This window comes from Nonomuraea sp. B19D2 (assembly GCF_040137845.1).
Taxonomy (GTDB): Bacteria; Actinomycetota; Actinomycetes; order Streptosporangiales; family Streptosporangiaceae; genus Nonomuraea.
This window is the reverse complement of the sequence record NZ_JBEFAK010000008.1, coordinates 45,453-63,991: the sequence shown is the minus strand read 5'-3', so window position 1 is coordinate 63,991 and position 18,539 is coordinate 45,453. Positions and strand designations below refer to the sequence as shown.

The window sequence follows — 18,539 nt, the reverse complement described above, 5'->3', positions numbered from 1 at the left end:
TTCAGGCCCGCGGCGAAACCAACGCCACGGCGCACAGCGCGGCGCTGTCCGGCACGAGGCCCGGCGCGCGGTGCGGTGCGGCTCACGGGTGGAGCTATGAAGCCCGACCTCAAGCACACTCGCGCAACACGCCCGGGACACAACCCGCCGAATGGACCGGTACCACCCACGGCGGGCTTGGGGGCGTAGGGGCCGTCACCTGGGCATGAGCTAGATCTTTTTGGATTAAACCACCGAAGCTCGGACATTTCTGGCAACATCTTTGACCAGCGGTTACCTAGCCTCTAAAGGCTTGAACCTCTCTTGGGTCGTGCATGACCTACCTTGACCGCAAGGTAGCCTCGCTCATCACGGAAGACGACAAGCCTCCGGTTTTGTCACACAAGTCCCGGGTTACCCCCTTTACCCGGATTCATGTTGACAAACCCGGTCTTGCCCGGAAGGTTCCCCGATACTTCCATGACGCCAGAGATGCAGAAGTTCATCGACCTGCTCGAGAGCCAGCTCGGCTACTCCGAAGGGGCCGGGAACACCAAGTTCGGCAAGTGGTACGGCAAGCATGTCGAGTTCGACGCCGACTACAGCTCCGCTCCGTGGTGCGACATGTACATTTCGTGGGCGGCCTACAAGCTCGGGTACGAGGACTGGATCGGGCAGTTCGCATGGACGGTGTCCCACGCGAAGTGGTTCAAGGAGCAGGGCGCGTGGGGCCACAAGCCGAAGCCCGGGGCGATCGTCTTCTACGACTGGAGCGGGACGAACGACATCGACAACATCGACCACGTCGGTGTCGTGACCAGGGTCGAGGGTGACACGATCTTCACCATCGAGGGGAACATCGACGGGGGCATCGCCAAGCGCAAGGAACGCGACACGAGCAAGGTCGTCGGGTACGGCTACCCCGAGCGCATCAAGGACCGCCTGGACCAGGAGGCGGCCCATCAGGCGCAGGAGGCCCAGAAGAAGGCCGAGGAGCAGGCCGCGCTGACCTCCGGACCCGGCACCGACGTTGGCACGCTCCAGCTTCCCGGCAACGAGTCGCTCACCGCCCTGATCCCCCGCAGCGAGATCGAGGAGCCCGCCCACGCCCCGCTCGCCGGAAGCTCCCCGGCGAAGAAGTCCCCGCAGGCCCCCGCCACGCCCGCCCCCAAGGCCACCACCGGCATCGCCACCGACGGCAAGGCCGCCGAGGCCGTGACGCAGCAGCCCAAGAAGGCCAAGCACGCCAAGCCGGCCACGGCCGACACCACGGCGGCAACGGCCGAGCCCCTCCCCACGCACGCCGACGCCTCGGCCACCGGCCCGCTGCCGGTCATCTCCTCCCCGACGCTCGTCGGCTCGACCCTGGTGGCCGCGCTGGCGCTGCTCGCCGTGGCCAAGACCCGCCGCCTCCGTGCGGTACCGGCCGCCGCGGGGAGCACGGCGCCCCGTTCCAACACCAACCGCCGCCGTCGCCGTCGTAAGCTCACGACCACGACCACACCGGTACGGGCGGGCGTGCGCCTGGACAGCACCCAGGACACGACCCAGCGCACCGCCCTGGAAACCGTCCAGCTCACCAGCACCTCGGCCGCCGCCGAGCTCGCCGCCACCTCCGCAGCCGAGTTCGCTACCGCCTCGGGGGCCGTCCGACGCACCGCCGCCTACGACGCCCAGCCCAACACGGCCGCGGACGCTTTCCCGCGCATCGCGACACCTGGCGCGCGGGACGTCGGCGCCTCGGACGCCTTCCGCCGCGCCGCCACCCGCAGTGCCAGACACCGCAGGCGCCCGCTCGACACCCGCCCCTTCGACCTCGCCACGGACGCCGCACCGCGCGCCACCACCGCGCACCCGGCGTCACCCCACCACGCCCCCGCGGGAAGCGAGTCCTTCGAGGCCCTCTTCGGCACCCGGCCGGCCGCGCCGGCCACCACGACGGGGCCGGTCGAGATCGTGCTGGACACCGGGCCGCTGGAGCGCTTCGTCGACACTGGGCCGTTCGAGCGCATCGTCATCCCGGGAGCGACCAGCGCGTTCGACGCCTTCGCCCCGCCCGGAGGCACGAGCGGCGACGTACTCGACATCGGCGCCACCTACCGGGGACGTCGCCGCCGCCGCGAGCACCCCGTCGAGGAGCCCGCGGCCTTCGCGACCGACGTGCCCCTCCGCGGCCGCCGCCACCGCAGGCCGGCGCCCGGCCCTCAAGGCGTCCACGTCGGCGGCGCTCAGGACAATGCGCCGACCGGCCGCCGCCACGCCACCACCGCGTCCCCGCCACCGCCCCGGCACGACGGCGACCGCGAGCTGGTCGGCGCGGGCACGAGCGCCGCACCCCAGCCCGGCAGGGGCGCTCCCAGCCATGCGGCCAGGAGCGCCCAAGGTCAGCCAAGAAGGCGGGGACGGCACCGCGCCTGAACGGCCTCGGCGCCGTCCGTCGAATCTGAACGGCCTCGGCGCCGCCCGTCAAACCTGAACGGCCTCGGCGCCGTCCGTCAGAATCCATGGTCCGCGGCGAAGGCGGCCAACCGGGACACCGCGTCCCGGCTGCGCGTCCAGGGACGTACGATCAGCCGTTCCACGCCCAGCGCTGCCCAGGCGGGCACCTCGTCGGGCGAGGCCAGCGAGTACGCGTGCGCGGTCACCGGCACCCCCGCCCCCAGCCGGTCGAGCTGGGGCTTGATCGACTCGAGAGTGTGCGGCATGCTGATCCACCCGTCACACAGCCGGGCCGCCCTGCGCAGCGCGGCGGCCGACTCCCCGCCCGCGAGCACCGGCAACCGCCGCTGCACCGGCTTGGGCTCGAAGGCGACCTCGGGAAAGGAGTAGAACCTCCCGGAATGGGCGACCACCGGCTCGCTCCAGAGCCGCCTGACCACCTCGATCGCCTCGTCCAGCCGCGCTCCCCGGGTCCGGAACTCGACCCCGGCCGCTTCCCACTCCCCGCGGTACCAGCCGGCGCCGACCCCGCAGATGGCCCGTCCCGACGAGACAACATCCAGGGTGGCGAACGCACGGGCCGACACGAAGGGGTGGCGCAGGGCGAGGAGCTGCACCGCCGTGCCCAGCTTGACGCGGGAGGTGAGGGCGGCGAGCCAGCAGAGGTACGCGGGCGCGTCGAACAGCGGCGTCGTGGGCTTGATGCCCGGCTCCGACGTGCCCGGATAGGCGGCCGGCGACAGGTCGGTGGCGAAGACGAGGTGCTCGGGCAACCACACCGACTCGAACCCCAGCTCGTCCGCCGCCACCGCCACGTCCTTCCACGCGGCCGGATGCACCAGGCCGAGCGGCACGCCGAACTTCACGGATACCTCCGGAGGTCGTCGGCCAGCACGGCGGCACGCAGGCGTTCGCGGTGGACGGCCGTGGTGCCGTACGCGGCCGACAACGACCAGGCCCGGGCGAGCCAGAACCGCAGGTCCAGCTCCTCGGTGTAGCCGATGGCCCCGTGCACCTGGAGCGCCACCCGGGCGGCCAGCACGGCGGCCTCGCCGGCGGCGGCCTTGGCCGCGCTCACGTCCCGGTCGGCGGTGGCCGCGGCACCGTCCACCGCCAGCGCGGCCCGCCACACCAGAGGCGCCGCGAAGTCTACGGCCACGGCCACGTCGGCGAGCTGGTGCTTGACCGCTTGAAAGGACCCGATCGGGGCGCCGAACTGTGTCCTGACCTTGGCGTAGGCCACCGAGACCGCGAGCAGTTCCCTGGCGACGCCGATGAGTTGTGCGGCCGTCGCCACCGTGGCCCGCCGCAGCGCCGGCACGGCCGTGCCGCCCAGCTCCTCGGCGAAGTCGAAGGCCACCTCGAACAGCGGCCGGCACGGGTCCGCTCCGGGCCGGAGCGTCAGACGTACGCATTCCTTGGTCACCAGCCGCAGGCCGTCGGCGGCGGCCACGACGATCAGGTCTGCGAGGTCGGCGTCCGGCGCGTACACCTGCCCGGGCAGCAGCACGCTCACGCACACCGCGCCCGAGGCCAGCTTGAGGGCGCCTCCGACCAGGTACGGCGCCGCGACAGCGGTCTCCACCACCGGCCCGGGAAGGCACGCCCGCCCGATCTCCTCCAGCGCGGGCAGGATGTCGGTGAGCCCGAGTCCCAGCCCGTCGCTCTCGGGCGGCAGGAGCAACCCGAAGAACCCCAGCGCGGCCAGCTGCTCCCAGGCCGGGCGCCGCTCGGAACGCAGCGCGGCCGGAGGGCAGTGCGCCCGCAGCACGTCCCGCACGGTCGCGGCCAGGGCGAGCTGCTCGTCAGTGAAGCCGAAGTTCATCGGGGCAGCCCCAGGACCCGCTCGGCGACGATGTTGCGCTGGATCTCGTTCGTGCCCGCGTATATGGGCCCGGCCAGCGAGAACAGGAACCCGTCCAGCCAGGGCGTCTCCCCGGCCCGCTCCCCCAGCAGCTCCATGGCCAGGGCGTGCATGCGGAGATCCAGCTCGGACCAGAACACCTTCCCCATGCTGGCCGCGGAGCCGATCTCCGCCCCCGCCATGAGCCGCCGCGCCGTCCCGAACGTGTGCAGCCGGTACGCCTCCGCCTCCACCCAGCACCTGGCGGCCCGATCGGCCAGCGCGGGATCGCCCGAGGAGCGGGCCAGCGCGACGAGCCGGTCGGCGGTGGCCAGGAAGCGGCCGGGGCTGCGCAGGGTGAGGCCGCGTTCGGAGGAGGTGGTGGCCATCGCGACCCGCCACCCTTCGCCGACCTCACCGAGCACCATCGACTCGTCGGCGAACACCCCGTCGAAGTGCAGCTCCGCGAAGCCGGGCAGCCCGTCGAGCTGCGCGATCGGCCGCACGGCGACGTCCGCGAGGGGGAACAGGAAGTACGTCAGCCCCCGGTGCCGCGTGCCCGACGTCCGGAACAGGCCGAACCCGTGGGTGGCGTAGGCGGCCCGGGAGCTCCACGTCTTGTGCCCGTACAGCCGCCAGCCGCCGGACGCGGGCTCGGCGCGGGAGGTCAGCGCGGCCAGGTCGCTGCCCGCCTCCGGCTCCGACCAGGCCTGCGCCCACACGTCGTCGCCCCTGGCCATCCTGGGCAGCCACCGTGAGCGCTGTTCGGGCGTGCCGTGGCGCATCAGGGACGGCCCCAGCAGGAAGATCCCGTTCTGGGTCACCCGGGTGGGGGCTCCGGCGGCCCAGTACTCCTCCTCGAAGATCAGCCACTCGGTCAACGACGCGCCGCGACCGCCGTACTCCTCGGGCCAGGAGACGACGGACAACCGCGCCTGCGCCAGCAGCGCCTCCCAGGAGCGGTGCGCCGCGAAGCCCTCGGGGGTGTCCATGGACGGGAGCGACTCCGGCACGTGCGCGCTCAGCCAGTCGCGCACCTCGGCGCGGAAGCCCTGCTCGGCCGGGGAGAAGTCGAGATCCACATAAACCAACCTAGCGCACGCTTGGTAGCTCGAACAGTGGTTGCCGGACATAGTCTGTTGGCCATGCAGGGACTGCTGCTGCGGCTCTCCACGCTCGACGCGGACGCGGAGAGCGCGGTGCGGGTCATCGCCTACTTCGACTCGCTGGTTCGCGACCACGTGAGCGTGCCCGTGCTGCTCGCGGCCACGGCGCGGCTGGCGCAGTGCCCGGTCGGGCTGCTCGACGCGGCCACCGGCCGCCGCACCCGCACGTCGCCCAGCGGCGCCGTGGCCACGCCCGACGCCCCGTCCCAGGTCAGAGAGCTGAGCGACGGGCTCGGGGCGGTCTGGATGGAGCGCGAGGGGCCGCCGCACGGGCTCGACGAGATCGTCCTCGAGCGGTACGCGGTGGCGGCCGAGGTCACCCTGGAACGCGCAGGCGCGCTGGCGCGGTCCGGGCAGGACCCCGCGCTGGTGGAGCTGGTGCTGTCGGCCGAGACCGGCGAGGCCGAACGCGCCCGCGCCCTGCGCCTGCTCGGCTTCCCCCCGTCCACCCCGCTCCAGGCGCTCGCCATCGCGCTGCCCGATCGTGGGCTGGCCTCGGGCCTGCGCGCGATGGGCCACCAGATCCGCGCCACGACGATCGGCGACACGGAGGCGGTCCTGGTGGCGACCACCTTGCCCAGCCAGCTTCCCGAGGGGTCGCGGGTCGGGATCGGTCCCGAGCTGCCTGGGGAGCGGGCGGCCGAGTCCTGGGCCGGCGCGCGGACCGCGCTCCGCTTCACCGGCCCGCACGATCGCGTGATGCGCTGGTCGGACCTGGGCGCGCTGGCGCTGTTCGCCGACCTCCCCGAGCCGGCGGTCGCGGGCCTGGCCGACGTCCAGGCGATGGAGCGGCTCGGCGACGAGGCCATGGCGGCGGTGCGGGCGCTGTGCCTGGCGGGCTCGGTACGCGGCGCGGCCACCGCCGTGCACCTGCACCACAGTTCGATGGCCGCGCGCATCGCCCGCGCCGAATCCGTACTGGGCTTCTCGCTCGCCGACCCGGCCGGCCGCCTCCGCGCCCACCTGGCCCTCGCCCTGGTACGGCTCCGCGCGAACCTCAGAGCCGGAACGCGCGCCTGAGCGCGGCCAGCCGGGCCGCCCGCGTCCGCTTGCTGAGCTCGGTGTCCGGGACCATCCCGTCGAACCCGTGGAACGCGCCCGGATAGAGGTGGAACTCGGTGGACACCCCGGCCTGCGACAGCCGCAGCGCGTAGTCCATGTCCTCGTCCCTGAACACCTCCAGCTCGCCGACGTCGATGAACGCGGGCGGCAGCCCGGACAGGTCCGTGGCCCTGGCCGGGGCCGCGTACGGGGGCACGTCGTCGGTGCCGATGCGGTCGCCGAGCAGGGCGGTCCAGCCGTAGATGTTGGCGCTCCTGTCCCACACCACGGCCTCGGTGAACTCGTGGCTGGACGGGGTGATGTTGCGGTCGTCCAGCATCGGGCAGACGAGCAGCTGGAACGCCACGTCCGGGCCGCCCCTGTCGCGGGCCAGCAGCACGGTGGCCGCGGCCAGCCCGCCACCCGCGCTGGCGCCCCCGACCGCGATCCTGGCCGGGTCGATGCCCAGCTCCCCCGCCGACTTGGCGGTCCACAACAGCCCCGCGTAGCAGTCCTCGACCGGCGCGGGATGCGGGTTCTCCGGCGCCAGCCGGTAGTCGACGGAGACCGCCACGCACCCGAGCTCCTCGACGTAGCCGATCATCATCGCCTCGTCGATCTCGGGCGTGCCGATGATCATCCCACCGCCGTGGATCCAGTAGAGCCCCGGCCGCCCATCGGCGTCCTGCGCCGGACGGTAGATCCGTACCCGCACGTCGGGGGCGCCCTCGGGGCCCGGAACGTGACGCTCCTCGATCACCACGTCCGTGTCCGCGGGCGGCGCGGCGGCGAGGAACGCGTTCACCTGCGCCCGCATCCCGATCAGCTCCTCGCCCGACAGGTTCGCCATCTCGAACGTCGGGAGCGGCGTGCGTTCGAGCGCGGCGCGGATCTCCGGATCGAGGTTGGGGTGAAATGCCATGAGGTCTCCCATCTACGGACGGCTACCCCTCGATGCTCGGAGCCCGCGCCGCGGCGCACAATCCGCCATCCGGCGGCGATTGCGCTATTCAGACCCGCCGATCGGCGAGAACTTGCAGTACGCGCTCCGCGAGCGGCGCGGCGCTCGCCGGGTTCTGGCCGGTGGCGAGGCGGCCGTCCACCACGACCTGAGCCTGCCAGTTCGCGCCCGGCTCGTGCTGGGCGCCCCGCTCCACCAGCTTGTCCGCCAGCAGGAACGGCACCACGTCGGCCACGCCGCGCAGCTTCTCCTCCTCGTTCGTGAACGCCGCCACCCGCTTGCCCGACACCAGGTGGGAGCCGTCGGACAGGGTCAGGTTCACCAGCGCGGCCGGGCCGTGGCAGACCGCCGCCACCACGCCGCCCCGCTCGTACACCTCGCGCCCGACGCGGATGACGTCGGGATCGTCGGGGAAGTCCCACATGGTGCCGTGGCCTCCGGCGTAGAGCACGGCGTCGTAGCGGGAGGGGTCGGCGTCGGCCAGGCGGCCGGTGCCCTGCTGCTCGACGGCGGCGACGAAGGCCGCCTGGGCCTCGTCATCCGGGTCGAACCCGTCCTGGGGCGGCTGCCCGCCCCGCACGCTGGCGACGTCCACCTCGTATCCGCCCTTGCGGAAGATCTCCCAGGGGTGGGCGGCCTCCGGCACGTAGTAGCCGGTCCGCTCGACGCCGCCGAGGTCGTCATGGCTGGTCAGAACTATCAGGATGCGCTTGCTCATGTCTCACAGCATCGCTCCGGAGAGCCATCACCACAAATAACGAAATATCGCCTGAGGCATCAGAATAGTGATATGTCGCCCCTCTCGCTCGACCTGCTGCGAACGTTCCTCGCGGTGCACAGGACCGGGTCCATCACGGCCGCCGCGCAGACGCTCGGCCTGTCGCAGCCGGCCGTGACCGCGCAGGTCAAGATGCTGGAGTCGGTGCTGGACCGGCCGCTGTTCGACCGGCTGGCGCGCGGGGTCGCGCCCACGCCCGCCGCCGACGAGCTGGCCCGCCGGGTGGCGCCCTCGCTCGACGCGCTGGACGAGGTGGTGGAGTCGGAGCTGCCCTCGGACGTGGCCGTGCACCTGGGCGGGCCCGCCGAGTTCCTGTGCGAGGTGGTGATGCCGATGCTCGCGCCGCTGGTGCGCTCCGGGCTCCGGCTGCGGACCACGCTCGGGCTGTCGGACGACCTCCTGGCCGACCTCGCGGCCGGGCGGCTGGACCTGGTGCTGTCCACGATCCGCCCCCGGGTGCGCGGCGTGCAGGCGGACCCGGTCTACGACGAGGAGTTCCTGCTGGTCGCCGCCCCCTTCCTGGCGCTTCCCGGCACCGGGCCGAGGGAGCTGGCGGGGGTGCCTCTGGTGGCCTATGCCGAGGATCTGCCCATCGTGCGCCGCTACTGGCGGACCGTGTTCGGCCGGCGGCCCTCGATGGCGGCCCAGGTCGTCATCCCCGACCTGCGCGGCGTGCTCAGCGCCGTCAGGGCCGGGATGGGCGTCTCCGTCCTGCCCGCCTATCTGTGCCGCCGCGACCTGGCGGCGGGCACGCTGGTCACGCTGGCCGAGCCCGACGAGGCGCCGATCAACACCGGCTACCTGGCCGTCCGCTCAGGCGCGCTGGCCAGGCCCGCGGTGGCACGGGTACGGGCGCACCTCATCGAGGCGTTCCGCACCGCTCCCACGTACTAGGCCGACCAGGAGGCGAGGAGCCGCAGCGACTCCTCGTTGGCGCCGCCCGGTTCGGGATGGAGCAGCATGAGCCGCTGCCCCGATCCGCCGCAGCCCGACGTCCTCGGGCGTGACCTCGTTCCTGCGGGCCTGGAGAAACGCCCCGAGTTCCCGGTTCATAGGCATAAGTCTGCCCGGCCGGAACACGACGAGCCTGCCACTCCGAGTACCTGGTTGACGTGCTCTCCGCCGTGAACGGCAGAGATTCCCGTGCTGCTCACACAGCAGTTCATGCCGCCTACACGGCACAACCTATGGAACGGGATGCTTGACGCTTCACCGACCCGCCCAACGGCGAGTCTCCACGTCCTGTCACCGCCCGTCCGGCGGCATCGTTATACCAATGAATCAAGGAAGTGATCTCTCAGTCAGCTTGGCTATCGCTTACCTGTTCGACCGCAAGCACCGTACCGTACGTGGCCGCTAAGTCGCAAGGAGTTGCGGTCACTGCACGCTCGCGCCCCAGAGGGCACTCACACGCGGGCCTTCACCATCCCGCCTGAAGGCGGGAGCACTGGCCTTCGATAGACCCCATCACCGTGGGCATACTGCCCTCATGTGCCATTCCACCGACAGCAGACCGCCCGCCCCGCCGATCCAGGGCGAGGTGGCCTCTCATGAGCAGCTGGAGCTGACCGCCGCCGACGGCAACCGGTTCCTCGCCTACCGGGCCGAGCCCGCCGAGCCGAACGGCCGCAGCGTGGTGATCCTGCCTGACGTGCGCGGGCTGCACCCGTACTACCGCGACCTCGCCGTGCGCTTCGCCGAGGCGGGGTTCCGGACGATCGCGATCGACTATTTCGGCCGCACGGCGGGCCTCGGCGACCGGGGCGACGACTTCGACTACATGACGCACGTCAAGCAGCTCAAGAGCGACCACGTGCGGGCCGACGCGAAGGCCGCCACCGAGGCCCTGGACGGCCCGGTCTTCTCGGTCGGCTTCTGCATGGGCGGCGCCCAGTCGTGGCGGCAGGCGTACGAGGGGAACGGCCTGGCGGGCGGCATCGGCTTCTACGGCGCGCTGCGCGCCATCGAGGAGCCGAAGACCGGGCCGGGCGCGCCCCTCCTGATGCTGCTGGCCGGCGCGGACACGGTCTCCACGCCCGCGGACTTCGCGGCGTTCGAGGCCGCGCTCGACCGGGTCGGCACGGAGCACGAGAAGGTCATCTACGACGGGGCGCCCCACTCGTTCTTCGACCGCACGTACGCCGAGTGGTCGGATGCCTGCCAGGACGCCTGGCGCCGCATCCTGTCGTTCACCGAACGCCACTCATCCTAGGTAGGCGGCCCTGACGACCGGATCCTCCCTGATCTCGCCCGGCGTGCCGGCGGCGATCACCTTGCCGAGATCCAGCACGACGATCCGGTCGCAGGTGTCCATGACGAAGCTCATGTCGTGCTCGACCAGCAGCACGGTCGTGTCCAGCGCCTTGACTACCTCTCCCAGGCGGGCCGTCTGGGAGGCGTCCAGGCCCGAGGTGGGCTCGTCCAGCAACAGCAGCCGGGGCCGGTCGGCGAGGGCCCTGGCCAGCTCGACGAGCCGGCGCTGCCCGACGGGGAGCGCGGCGGCGTACGCGTCGCGCAGCGGGGTGAGCCCGCACAGCTCCAGCACCTCGGCCACGCGCTCACCTCGCTCCCGCTCGAGCCGCCGCCGGGCGGGCCGGCCGACCAGGTCGGCGGCGAGCCCGCCACCGCCGCCGTGCCAGTCGAGCGCGGCCAGCACGTTGTCCGCGACGGTGAGCCGCCCGAACACCTGGGTCCGCTGGAACGTGCGCCGCACCCCGGCCCTGGCCCGCCTGACCGGGGACACGCCGGTCAGGTCCCGGCCCGCCACGCTGACCCGCCCCTCGCTCGGCCTGCGCAGCCCGGACACGACGTCGAACAGCGTCGTCTTGCCCGCGCCGTTCGGCCCGATCACGCCGCAGACCTGACCCTCCGCGACCTCGAACGACGCCTGGTCCAGCGCCTTGACCCCGCCGAACGCCACCGACACGCCCTCCACGGCAAGCATGTCACCGCACCCCCAGGTAGGCGGCGGTCAGCCGCTCGCTGTCCACGTCCGAACGCGGCCCCGCCCAGGTGACGCGGCCCAGCCGCATGAACGCCACCCGGTCGGCGATGGCCAGCGCCTCGGTGGCCTTCTCCTCGACCAGCAGCAGCGCCACGCCGCGGGAACGCAGCTCGGCGAAGACGTCGAACACCTGCCGCACCACCATCGGCGCCAGCCCCAGCGACGGCTCGTCCGCGATCAGCACCCGTGGCGGCCGCACCAGCGCCGGGGCCAGCGTGAGCAGTTGCTGCTCGCCCCCGGACAGGGCGCCGGCGAGCACGTTACGGCGCTCGGCGAGCTGGGGCAGGCGTTCGTAGACGGGATCGGGGTCGGCCAGCCAGGTCCGCAGGTTCTCCGCCACCGTGAGGCCGGGGAACACGCCCCTGCCCTCGGGCGCGAGCAGGATGCCCGCCCGTGCCCTGCGGTGGGCGGTCCAGGCCGTGACGTCCTCGCCGCCGAGCAGGATCCTGCCGCTGGTGACGGGCAGGTCTCCGGCAGCCGCCGCACAGGTCGTGGACTTGCCCGCGCCGTTCGCGCCGAGCAGCGCGACCACCTCGCCGGGGTTGACGGCCAGGTCCACGCCGCGCAGCACGGTGCAGTCCGCGTAACCGGCGACGACGCCCTCCAGCCTGAACAGCGGTCCCTCAGCCTGGGCGCGAGTGAGCGACGGCCCAGGCTCCGCAGGGGCACGGCGGCGCTGGCGGAGCTCGGCGAGCTGGGTGAGCACCCCGTCGGGATGCCTGGCCAGGATCATCCCGCCGGCCCCGAACAGGATGGCCCCGACGTGCGCGGACACGCCCCAGGCAGCGAGCAGCTCGGGCACGACCACCGCGATCAGGCCGCCGAGCACCGCGCCGCCGATGCGCCGCACACCCTGGAGCACGACCACGGCCAGCCACACGAACCCGGAGAACGCCGGCAGGTCGGTCGCGGTGATCGACCCCTTGGAGACGGCGAACAGCACCCCGCCCAGCCCGGCGATCGCCGACGCCAGCGCGAACAGCATGATCTTGGTACGGGGCGCCGACAGCCCGGACGTCGTGGCGGCGGCAGGGGCCGAGCGGACCGCCAGGATCGCCCGCCCGGAAGCGGATTTTTCAAGATTCCGTACGAGCACCGCGACCGCGGCGATCAGCACGAGCAGCACCACCACCCGCACCCGGGCGTCAGACGTGTCCGCGAAGCCGAGCCCGAGCGCGGGCAGCGGCCAGCCGATGGTCCCGTTGCTGAACGCGTCCACCTGGAACAGCACCTGGTCGGCCAGCAGCGCCATGGCCAGCGTGGCGAGCGTCAGCACCCGCCCGCCCAGCCGCAGCGCGGGCAGCGCCACCAGCATCCCCACGGCGGCCGCCGCAGCCACGCCCAGCAGGATCGCCGCGAAGAACGGCAGCCCGGAGGAGAACGCCCATCCGCAGGTCAGCGCCGCCATCGAGGCGAAGGCGGCCTGGGCCAGGTTCACCATGCCGCCGATCCCGGTCACCACCACGAACGAGCAGAAGATCAGCGCCAGCACCAGCCCCTGCGCGGCCACGCCCACGTAGTACTCGGACGCGAGGAAGGTGAACACCAGCAGCCCGGCCAGGCCCAGCGCCCACGGCAGCCGCCGGCGCCAGGGCGGCAGCCCCGCCAGGTGGTCGGGCGGCGGCGCGTCCTCGGCCGCGCTGCCCGCGACCCGCTCGCGCGACCTGTTCAGCAGGACCAGCCCCGCGAACAACAGGATGACCGGCACCGCCGTGCGCAGCCCCGTGACCTCCTCGAGGAAGTCGGTGTATCCGGCGACGAGGTTCTGGATCATGCCGAGCGCGAGCCCGGCGGCGAACGTCCACGGGATCGACCGCAGCCGCCCGAACACCGCCGCCGTGGCCGAGGCGAACAGCAGCACCGTGTACGCCGTCGCGTCCAGCCCCAGCACGGACACGGCCAGCACCCCGGCGAGCCCGGCCAGTCCCGAGCCGAGCATCCAGGCCAGCGCCGAGGTGGCGTCCGCGTCGATGCCCCGGAGCGTGGCCAGGCGGCGCCGGTCCACGGCGGCCCGCATGCGCAACCCGTACGGGGAATGCCGCATGAACGCCCACAGCCCGGCCGCCGCCACCGCCGAGAAGCCGAACGTGATGAGCTGGTCGGTGTCCAGCCGGACGCCCAGCACGTCGAAGGAGAGCGCCGGGTGCGGCCCGATGCCGCGCGGCAGCGAGGTCGCGTCCGCGCTCGGCAGCCCGGCCAGGTCCACGACCAGCAGGCCCAGCGCGGGCAGCGCGATCGTCAGGCCGATCGTGGCGACGATCTGCGCGGTCTCGCCCGCCTGTGCGAGCCCGCCGAACATGGTCTTGTGCAGGACGAAGCCGAGCGCGGGGGCGAACAGCACGACTGACACCAGGGCGGACAGCCACGCGGGCAGCCCGGCCGCCATGTTCAGCTCGTAGAACAGCAGGGCGGCCAGGAAGCCGATGGCGCCGTGGGCGAAGTTGAACACCCCGGTCGCCGCGTACGAGAGCGTCAGGCCCGATCCCATGACCGCGAAGATCGCCCCGGTGACCAGGCCGCTGAGCACGTAGCCGACGATCATTTCAGCGGCACGTTGTCGAAGCACTTCATGCTCTTGGCCACCTGGAAGGCGCCGTTCTCCAGCTTGACCAGGGCGCCGCAGCCGTTCGGCTCGCTGTGGTCCTTGGGGTACTGGATCCTGCCGAACCCGGCGTTCTCATAGAGGTAGTCGCCGTTGCCGGTGGCCAGGAACTTCTCGCGGGTGAGGTCCTTGCCGGTCTTGTTCAGCATGTCGAGGAAGATGTCGGCGGACCAGTAGCCGATCGCCAGGTGCTGGGTCAGCACGGCGCCCGGCGAGACCTGCTCGACGTCCTGCTTGAGCCGGGCGATCTCGGGGGCGGTGGACTCGAACGGCTCGAACATCGGCGCCGCGATCACGCCCTCCAGCGCCTGAGCGCTGGCCTGGTCCTTGAGTATGGCGGCGTCGTAGCTGGTGGCGTCCGTCAGCACGCCCTGGTATCCGGCCCGCTTGAGCGCCGAGTACAGGCCGACGTTGAACTTGGTGCCGGCGATCACGGAGACCACGATGTCGGGGGCCTGGCCGCCGTTCGAGGTCATGATCTTGTTGACGTACGGGAGCCAGTCGGGGGGCGGTGCGGCGGCCGGGAGGCCGGAGTTCACGCCGACCAGCTTGAACCCGGCGGCGGTGAACGACTGGGAGATCGTGGTGCCGCCGTACTTGCTGCCGCTGGAGTCGGAGGTCTGCACGTAGACGGTCTTGCCCGCGGCGCCGCCGAGCAGGTCGGCCATCTGGCTGCCCCACCACGTCTGGGAGCCCGCCCCCTGCTTGGGCGCGAGGCAGCCGTTGTAGCCGAAGCCGGTCCTGGTGCCGCACCACTGCGGGCCCGTCGCCCAGCCGAACCACGGCACGCCCTGCTGCTCGAGGAAGGCGGCGCCGCCGAAGTTCGGGGCGTGCACGGGTACGAGGGCGAACACCTGGTCCTTCTGCACGAGCTTCTTGGCCGCCGCGTCGCCCTTGGCCGCGTCCTGGCCGTCGTCCTCGGCCCCGACGAACTCGATCTTGCGACCGTGCACGCCGCCCTCGGCGTTGGCCCGCTCGAACCTGGCCTTCGCCCCGATCTCGGCGTCCTTGGTGGAGTAGCCGCTGGCGCTGGTCTTGGTCAGCACGCCGCCGACCTTGATCGTCGTGTCGGTCACGCCGGGCGCCGCCGGACCGACCGCGCTCTTCTGCTGGGCCGCGCACCCGCAGACGAGCAACGTTACTGTGAGTGGCACCGCGACCCGCCGTACCATCCTGGCCTCCTGCGATTTGGCCTAGCGCTCGCTTGGTTTTGTGCCGAGCGTAAATTCGGCTCGTCGGGGTGTCAACGGGCATGCCCGAGCAACCGCTTGCTCGCAATCATGAGGCCGGGTTACCGTGTGGCGCATGCTGATGCGCGCGGCCGTGCTGACCGGGTTCCACGCCCCGATGGAGATCCGCGAGGTCGAGATCGCCGACCCCGGCCCCGGCGAGGTCCGCGTGCAGATCAAGGCGTCCGGCGTGTGCGGCTCCGACCTCAAGGCCATCGACGGCAAGAGCCCGGTGGTGAGCAGGCTGCCGTTCATCCTGGGGCACGAGAGCGCGGGGGTGGTGGAGAGCGTCGGCGCGGGCGTCACCGGCGTCCGGCCCGGCGACCACGTCATCATCTCGATGAACGGCCCCTGCGGGCGGTGCCGCCACTGCGGCGCCGGCCGGTTCCACCTGTGCTCGGGTCCCGCCAGGCTGCAGGCGATCATGGGAGGAACCCCCAGGATCACCCTGGACGGGGAGGAGACGCGCCGGTTCATCGGCATCGGCTCGTTCGCCGAGTACGCGGTCGTCGCCGAGACCATGTGCGTGAAGGTCGCAAAGAGCGCGAACTTGGCCGCCATGTGCCTGCTGGCCTGTGGCGTCGTCACCGGCGTCGGCGCGGTCATGAACGTCGCCAGGGTCCCGCCCGGCGCCAGCGTGCTCGTCGTGGGCTGCGGCGGCGTGGGACTCAACGTCATCCAGGGCGCGGTGCTCGCGGGCGCCACCACGATCGTCGCCGCGGACGTGGCGGAGCAGAAGCTCAAGCTGGCCGAGCGCTTCGGCGCCACCCACACGATCCTCGCCGGCGACCTGCCTCGCCAGGTGGACGAGGTGGTGAAGGGCGGCGTCGACTACGCCTTCGACGCGACGGGCGCGCCCGGCGTCCTGTCCGGGGCCTTCGCCGCGACCCAGTCCGGCGGCACCACGGTCATGGTGGGCAGCCCGCCCCAGGGCAAGCCCGTCGAGCTGGACCCCGGCCTGCTGTTCGCCTCGCGCCGCCTCATGGGCACCCAGGGCGGCGACGCCGCACCCCATCGCGACCTGCCCATGCTGGCCGGCCAGTACCTGTGCGGCCGCCTCGACCTCGACGGCCTCATCTCGGAACGCCTGCCGCTCGACCAGATCAACGAGGCGGTCGCCCACGTTCGGGAGGGCTCGGTCGCCCGTACGGTCATCACCTTCTGAGCGCGCCACTTCGCTGAGTAGCGAACGATCTCAGAGAGGAGACGCGAGGTGCGGATCCGGCGGGGTCGCCGCCTGCGACCTCGTCGACACCGACTGACAGGTCCGCTAAACCCCCAGCTTGACGGGCTCCTGATGCCGAGGCGCGGGGCCATCCTCCTCGTGGCCCTCCACCGAGAGGTTCGGCAGCAGGCGGTCCAGCCAGCGCGGGCACCACCAGTTGAGCCGCCCCAGCAGCACCATCGTCGCCGGCACCAGGAACCCCCTGATGATCGTGGCGTCCACCGCGATGGCCACCGCCAGCCCCACCCCGAACGTCTTCACCATCGGGTCCGGGTACGCGATGAAGGCCACGAACACGGCCACCATGATCAGGGCGGCCGACGTGATGACCCGGCCCGTCGAGCCGAGCCCCTCCGCCACCGCCCGCGCGTTGTCCCCATGTCGCAGGTACGCCTGCCGCACCGCCGTCAGCAGGAACACCTCGTAGTCCATCGACAGCCCGAACAGCACCGCGAACAGCATCAGCGGCACGTAGCTCTCGATCGGCACCGAGAAGAAGACGGCCTGCAGGGACGAGGCGCCGGCGGGGGCGTCCATGCCCACCAGGCGGCTGCCGAGGCCGATCGAGAACACCAGGGCCAGCGCGCCGAAGGCGGCGCCGAGCGAGATCAGGTTCATGACCGCGGCCTTCACCGCGACCACCGGGGCGCGGAAGGCGAGCAGCAGGAGCAGGGCGCTCAGCAGCACCACCACGCCGATGACCAGCGGGGTGCGCTCGGACATCCGGGTGCCCGCGTCCGTCATCCCCGCCACCTTGCCGCCCACGTGCACGCTCACCCCGGGCAGCGAGATGGCCCTGATGTCCTCGACCGCCTCGGACGCCCGCGCGTCGCTGGGGGCGTAGTCGGTGACGACCTGGAGCAGGACCGAGCGGCCCGAGGAGTTCACCTTGGGGTCGGCCACGTGCACGACGCCGTCGACGTCCTTCACCTCGCGGGCGACCAGGTCCACGATGGGATCCTTCGGGTCGGCCACCTGGGAGGGCAGCTCGGCGACCACGATCAGCGGGCCGTTGGCGCCGGGGCCGAAGCCGGTGGCCATCAGCTCGTAGGCACGCCTGGGCTCGGAGCCCTGCGTGCCGTACCCGTCGTCGAGCGGCCCGAGCTGCAGCGCGAGCGCCGGGGCCGTCAGCACGCCCAGCACCACCACGCTGCCGAGCAGCACCCGCCACGGCCGGCGTGCCACCCACGACCCCAGGCCCGCCCATCCGGAGCCCGACGAGCCGCCGCCGCGCAGGAGAGGCACCTTGAGCGCGTTGATCCGGTGGCCGAGCAGCCCGAGCAGGGCGGGGACGAGCGTGACCGAGGTCAGCACGGCGGCGATGACGGAGATGCCGGTGATCCAGCCGAGCGTCGCCAGCAGCGGGAACCCGCCCAGCATGAGCGCGGTCAGCGCGATCATCACCGTGCCGCCCGCGAACACCACGGCCCCGCCGGAGCTCGCCACGGTACGCCGTACGGACTCCACGACCGGCACCCCGTCCGCCAGCAGCCGCCGGTGCCTGGACAGCAGGAACAGCGCGTAGTCGATGCCCACGCCCAGGCCGATCATCGTGGCCATGATGCCCGCCTGCTTGGGCACGTCCAGCACGTGCCCGAGCAGCCCGATCACGCCGAGCCCCGAGGCGACGCTGACCAGGGCCGTGAAGATCGGCACCAGCGCCGCCACCAGCGTCCCGAACGCGAACACCAGCACCAGCAGCGCGCACACCACGCCGATGATCTCGCTGGGCCCGGTCCTGATCTCCTTGTCGGCGGGCGTGGAGCTGTCGGCCGCCACCACCTCGATCCCGGCGGCCCGCGCCGGGTCCGCCGCCTTCGACAGGGCCTGGGTGTTCTCGGCGAGCTTGGTGCTGTCGTGGCCCTGCATGCGGATGGTGATGAGCCCGATCTGCAGGCTGGAGGAGATGCCGCCGCGCCGGAACGGCGTGTCTGCCTGCACCACGTGCGGCATGGTGCGCAGCCGCGCCAGGGCGTCCTCCACGGCCCGCTTGCGCCGCTCCTCGATGAGCGGCCCGTCGGCGGAGTAGAGGACGAGCTGCACCGTGCCGCCGTTGTCGTAGCCCGGCCCGAAGCCGGTCTTCATGAGGTCGTGCGCCCGCTGCGCGTCGGTGCCGGGAATCGTCACGTCGTTGCTGACCGGGCTGCCGAGCACGAGGCTCCCGCCCATCAGCGCCGCCGCCACGACCACCCATGACGTCAGCACCAGCCACCCGTGCCGCGCGCACCAGCCGCCCAGCCGCCCAAGAAACCGCGTCATCGCCCAAGGCCCT

14 protein-coding genes are annotated in these 18,539 nt (G+C 72.4%); 5 read left to right on the top strand and 9 right to left on the bottom strand.

Going from position 1 to position 18,539, the window contains the following annotated elements:
• Positions 1–459 precede the first annotated feature (459 nt).
• Positions 460–2,397 carry a CHAP domain-containing protein gene (locus ABN273_RS17180; RefSeq protein WP_349449872.1) on the top strand — a complete coding sequence of 646 codons (1,938 nt, stop codon included), beginning with the start codon at positions 460–462 and terminating at the stop codon, positions 2,395–2,397.
• Between the two features lie 77 nt (positions 2,398–2,474).
• Here the strand turns inward: ABN273_RS17180 and ABN273_RS17175 are convergent, their stop codons facing one another.
• The 3 genes from ABN273_RS17175 to ABN273_RS17165 are packed head-to-tail and all read right to left on the bottom strand — an operon-like array spanning position 2,475 to position 5,343.
• Positions 2,475–3,284 carry a TIGR03619 family F420-dependent LLM class oxidoreductase gene (locus ABN273_RS17175; RefSeq protein WP_349449871.1) on the bottom strand — a complete coding sequence of 270 codons (810 nt, stop codon included), beginning with the start codon at positions 3,282–3,284 and terminating at the stop codon, positions 2,475–2,477.
• Positions 3,281–4,243 (bottom strand): acyl-CoA dehydrogenase family protein, encoded by a 963-nt coding sequence (locus tag ABN273_RS17170; RefSeq protein ID WP_349449870.1) that lies wholly within the window; start codon positions 4,241–4,243, stop codon positions 3,281–3,283. The genes ABN273_RS17175 and ABN273_RS17170 overlap by 4 nt, the downstream gene beginning before the upstream one ends.
• The gene (locus ABN273_RS17165; RefSeq protein ID WP_349449869.1) at positions 4,240–5,343 is read right to left on the bottom strand and encodes an acyl-CoA dehydrogenase family protein; all 1,104 of its coding nucleotides are present in this window, start codon (positions 5,341–5,343) and stop codon (positions 4,240–4,242) included. Before ABN273_RS17165 ends, ABN273_RS17170 begins: the two co-directional genes overlap by 4 nt.
• A gap of 63 nt (positions 5,344–5,406) precedes the next feature.
• Here ABN273_RS17165 and ABN273_RS17160 point away from each other — a divergent pair, with 63 nt between their 5' ends.
• The gene (locus ABN273_RS17160) at positions 5,407–6,447 is read left to right on the top strand and encodes a helix-turn-helix domain-containing protein (RefSeq protein ID WP_349449868.1); all 1,041 of its coding nucleotides are present in this window, start codon (positions 5,407–5,409) and stop codon (positions 6,445–6,447) included.
• On the opposite strand, the gene ABN273_RS17155 is transcribed toward ABN273_RS17160, so the two are convergent.
• On the bottom strand, positions 6,425–7,390 hold the full coding sequence (locus ABN273_RS17155) for an alpha/beta hydrolase (RefSeq protein ID WP_349449867.1): 966 nt from the start codon (positions 7,388–7,390) through the stop codon (positions 6,425–6,427). The two genes, ABN273_RS17160 and ABN273_RS17155, sit on opposite strands and share 23 nt — an antisense overlap.
• A gap of 88 nt (positions 7,391–7,478) precedes the next feature.
• Positions 7,479–8,147 (bottom strand): type 1 glutamine amidotransferase domain-containing protein, encoded by a 669-nt coding sequence (locus ABN273_RS17150; RefSeq protein ID WP_349449865.1) that lies wholly within the window; start codon positions 8,145–8,147, stop codon positions 7,479–7,481.
• Positions 8,148–8,219: 72 nt separating this feature from the next.
• On the opposite strand from ABN273_RS17150, the gene ABN273_RS17145 reads away from it, so the two are divergent.
• Complete coding sequence (locus tag ABN273_RS17145; protein WP_349449864.1) at positions 8,220–9,101, top strand: LysR family transcriptional regulator; 882 nt, start codon at positions 8,220–8,222, stop codon at positions 9,099–9,101.
• A 595-nt stretch (positions 9,102–9,696) separates the two neighbouring features.
• Positions 9,697–10,419: a dienelactone hydrolase family protein gene (locus tag ABN273_RS17140; protein WP_349449862.1), complete on the top strand. Its 723-nt coding sequence runs from the start codon at positions 9,697–9,699 to the stop codon at positions 10,417–10,419.
• Here ABN273_RS17140 and ABN273_RS17135 read toward each other — a convergent pair.
• Genes ABN273_RS17135 through ABN273_RS17125 form a run of 3 tightly spaced genes read right to left on the bottom strand, consistent with a single transcriptional unit; the run spans position 10,411 to position 14,985 of the window.
• Positions 10,411–11,151: an ABC transporter ATP-binding protein gene (locus ABN273_RS17135; RefSeq protein WP_349449861.1), complete on the bottom strand. Its 741-nt coding sequence runs from the start codon at positions 11,149–11,151 to the stop codon at positions 10,411–10,413. The two genes, ABN273_RS17140 and ABN273_RS17135, sit on opposite strands and share 9 nt — an antisense overlap.
• Position 11,152: 1 nt before the next feature.
• Positions 11,153–13,753, bottom strand: coding sequence for an ABC transporter permease subunit (locus ABN273_RS17130; protein WP_349449860.1), 2,601 nt, complete (start codon positions 13,751–13,753; stop codon positions 11,153–11,155).
• Complete coding sequence (locus ABN273_RS17125) at positions 13,750–14,985, bottom strand: ABC transporter substrate-binding protein (RefSeq protein WP_349449859.1); 1,236 nt, start codon at positions 14,983–14,985, stop codon at positions 13,750–13,752. The genes ABN273_RS17130 and ABN273_RS17125 overlap by 4 nt, the downstream gene beginning before the upstream one ends.
• A gap of 133 nt (positions 14,986–15,118) precedes the next feature.
• On the opposite strand from ABN273_RS17125, the gene ABN273_RS17120 reads away from it, so the two are divergent.
• Positions 15,119–16,207 carry an alcohol dehydrogenase catalytic domain-containing protein gene (locus ABN273_RS17120; protein ID WP_349449857.1) on the top strand — a complete coding sequence of 363 codons (1,089 nt, stop codon included), beginning with the start codon at positions 15,119–15,121 and terminating at the stop codon, positions 16,205–16,207.
• A 105-nt stretch (positions 16,208–16,312) separates the two neighbouring features.
• On the opposite strand, the gene ABN273_RS17115 is transcribed toward ABN273_RS17120, so the two are convergent.
• The gene (locus ABN273_RS17115) at positions 16,313–18,526 is read right to left on the bottom strand and encodes an MMPL family transporter (protein WP_349449855.1); all 2,214 of its coding nucleotides are present in this window, start codon (positions 18,524–18,526) and stop codon (positions 16,313–16,315) included.
• Positions 18,527–18,539: the final 13 nt, after the last annotated feature.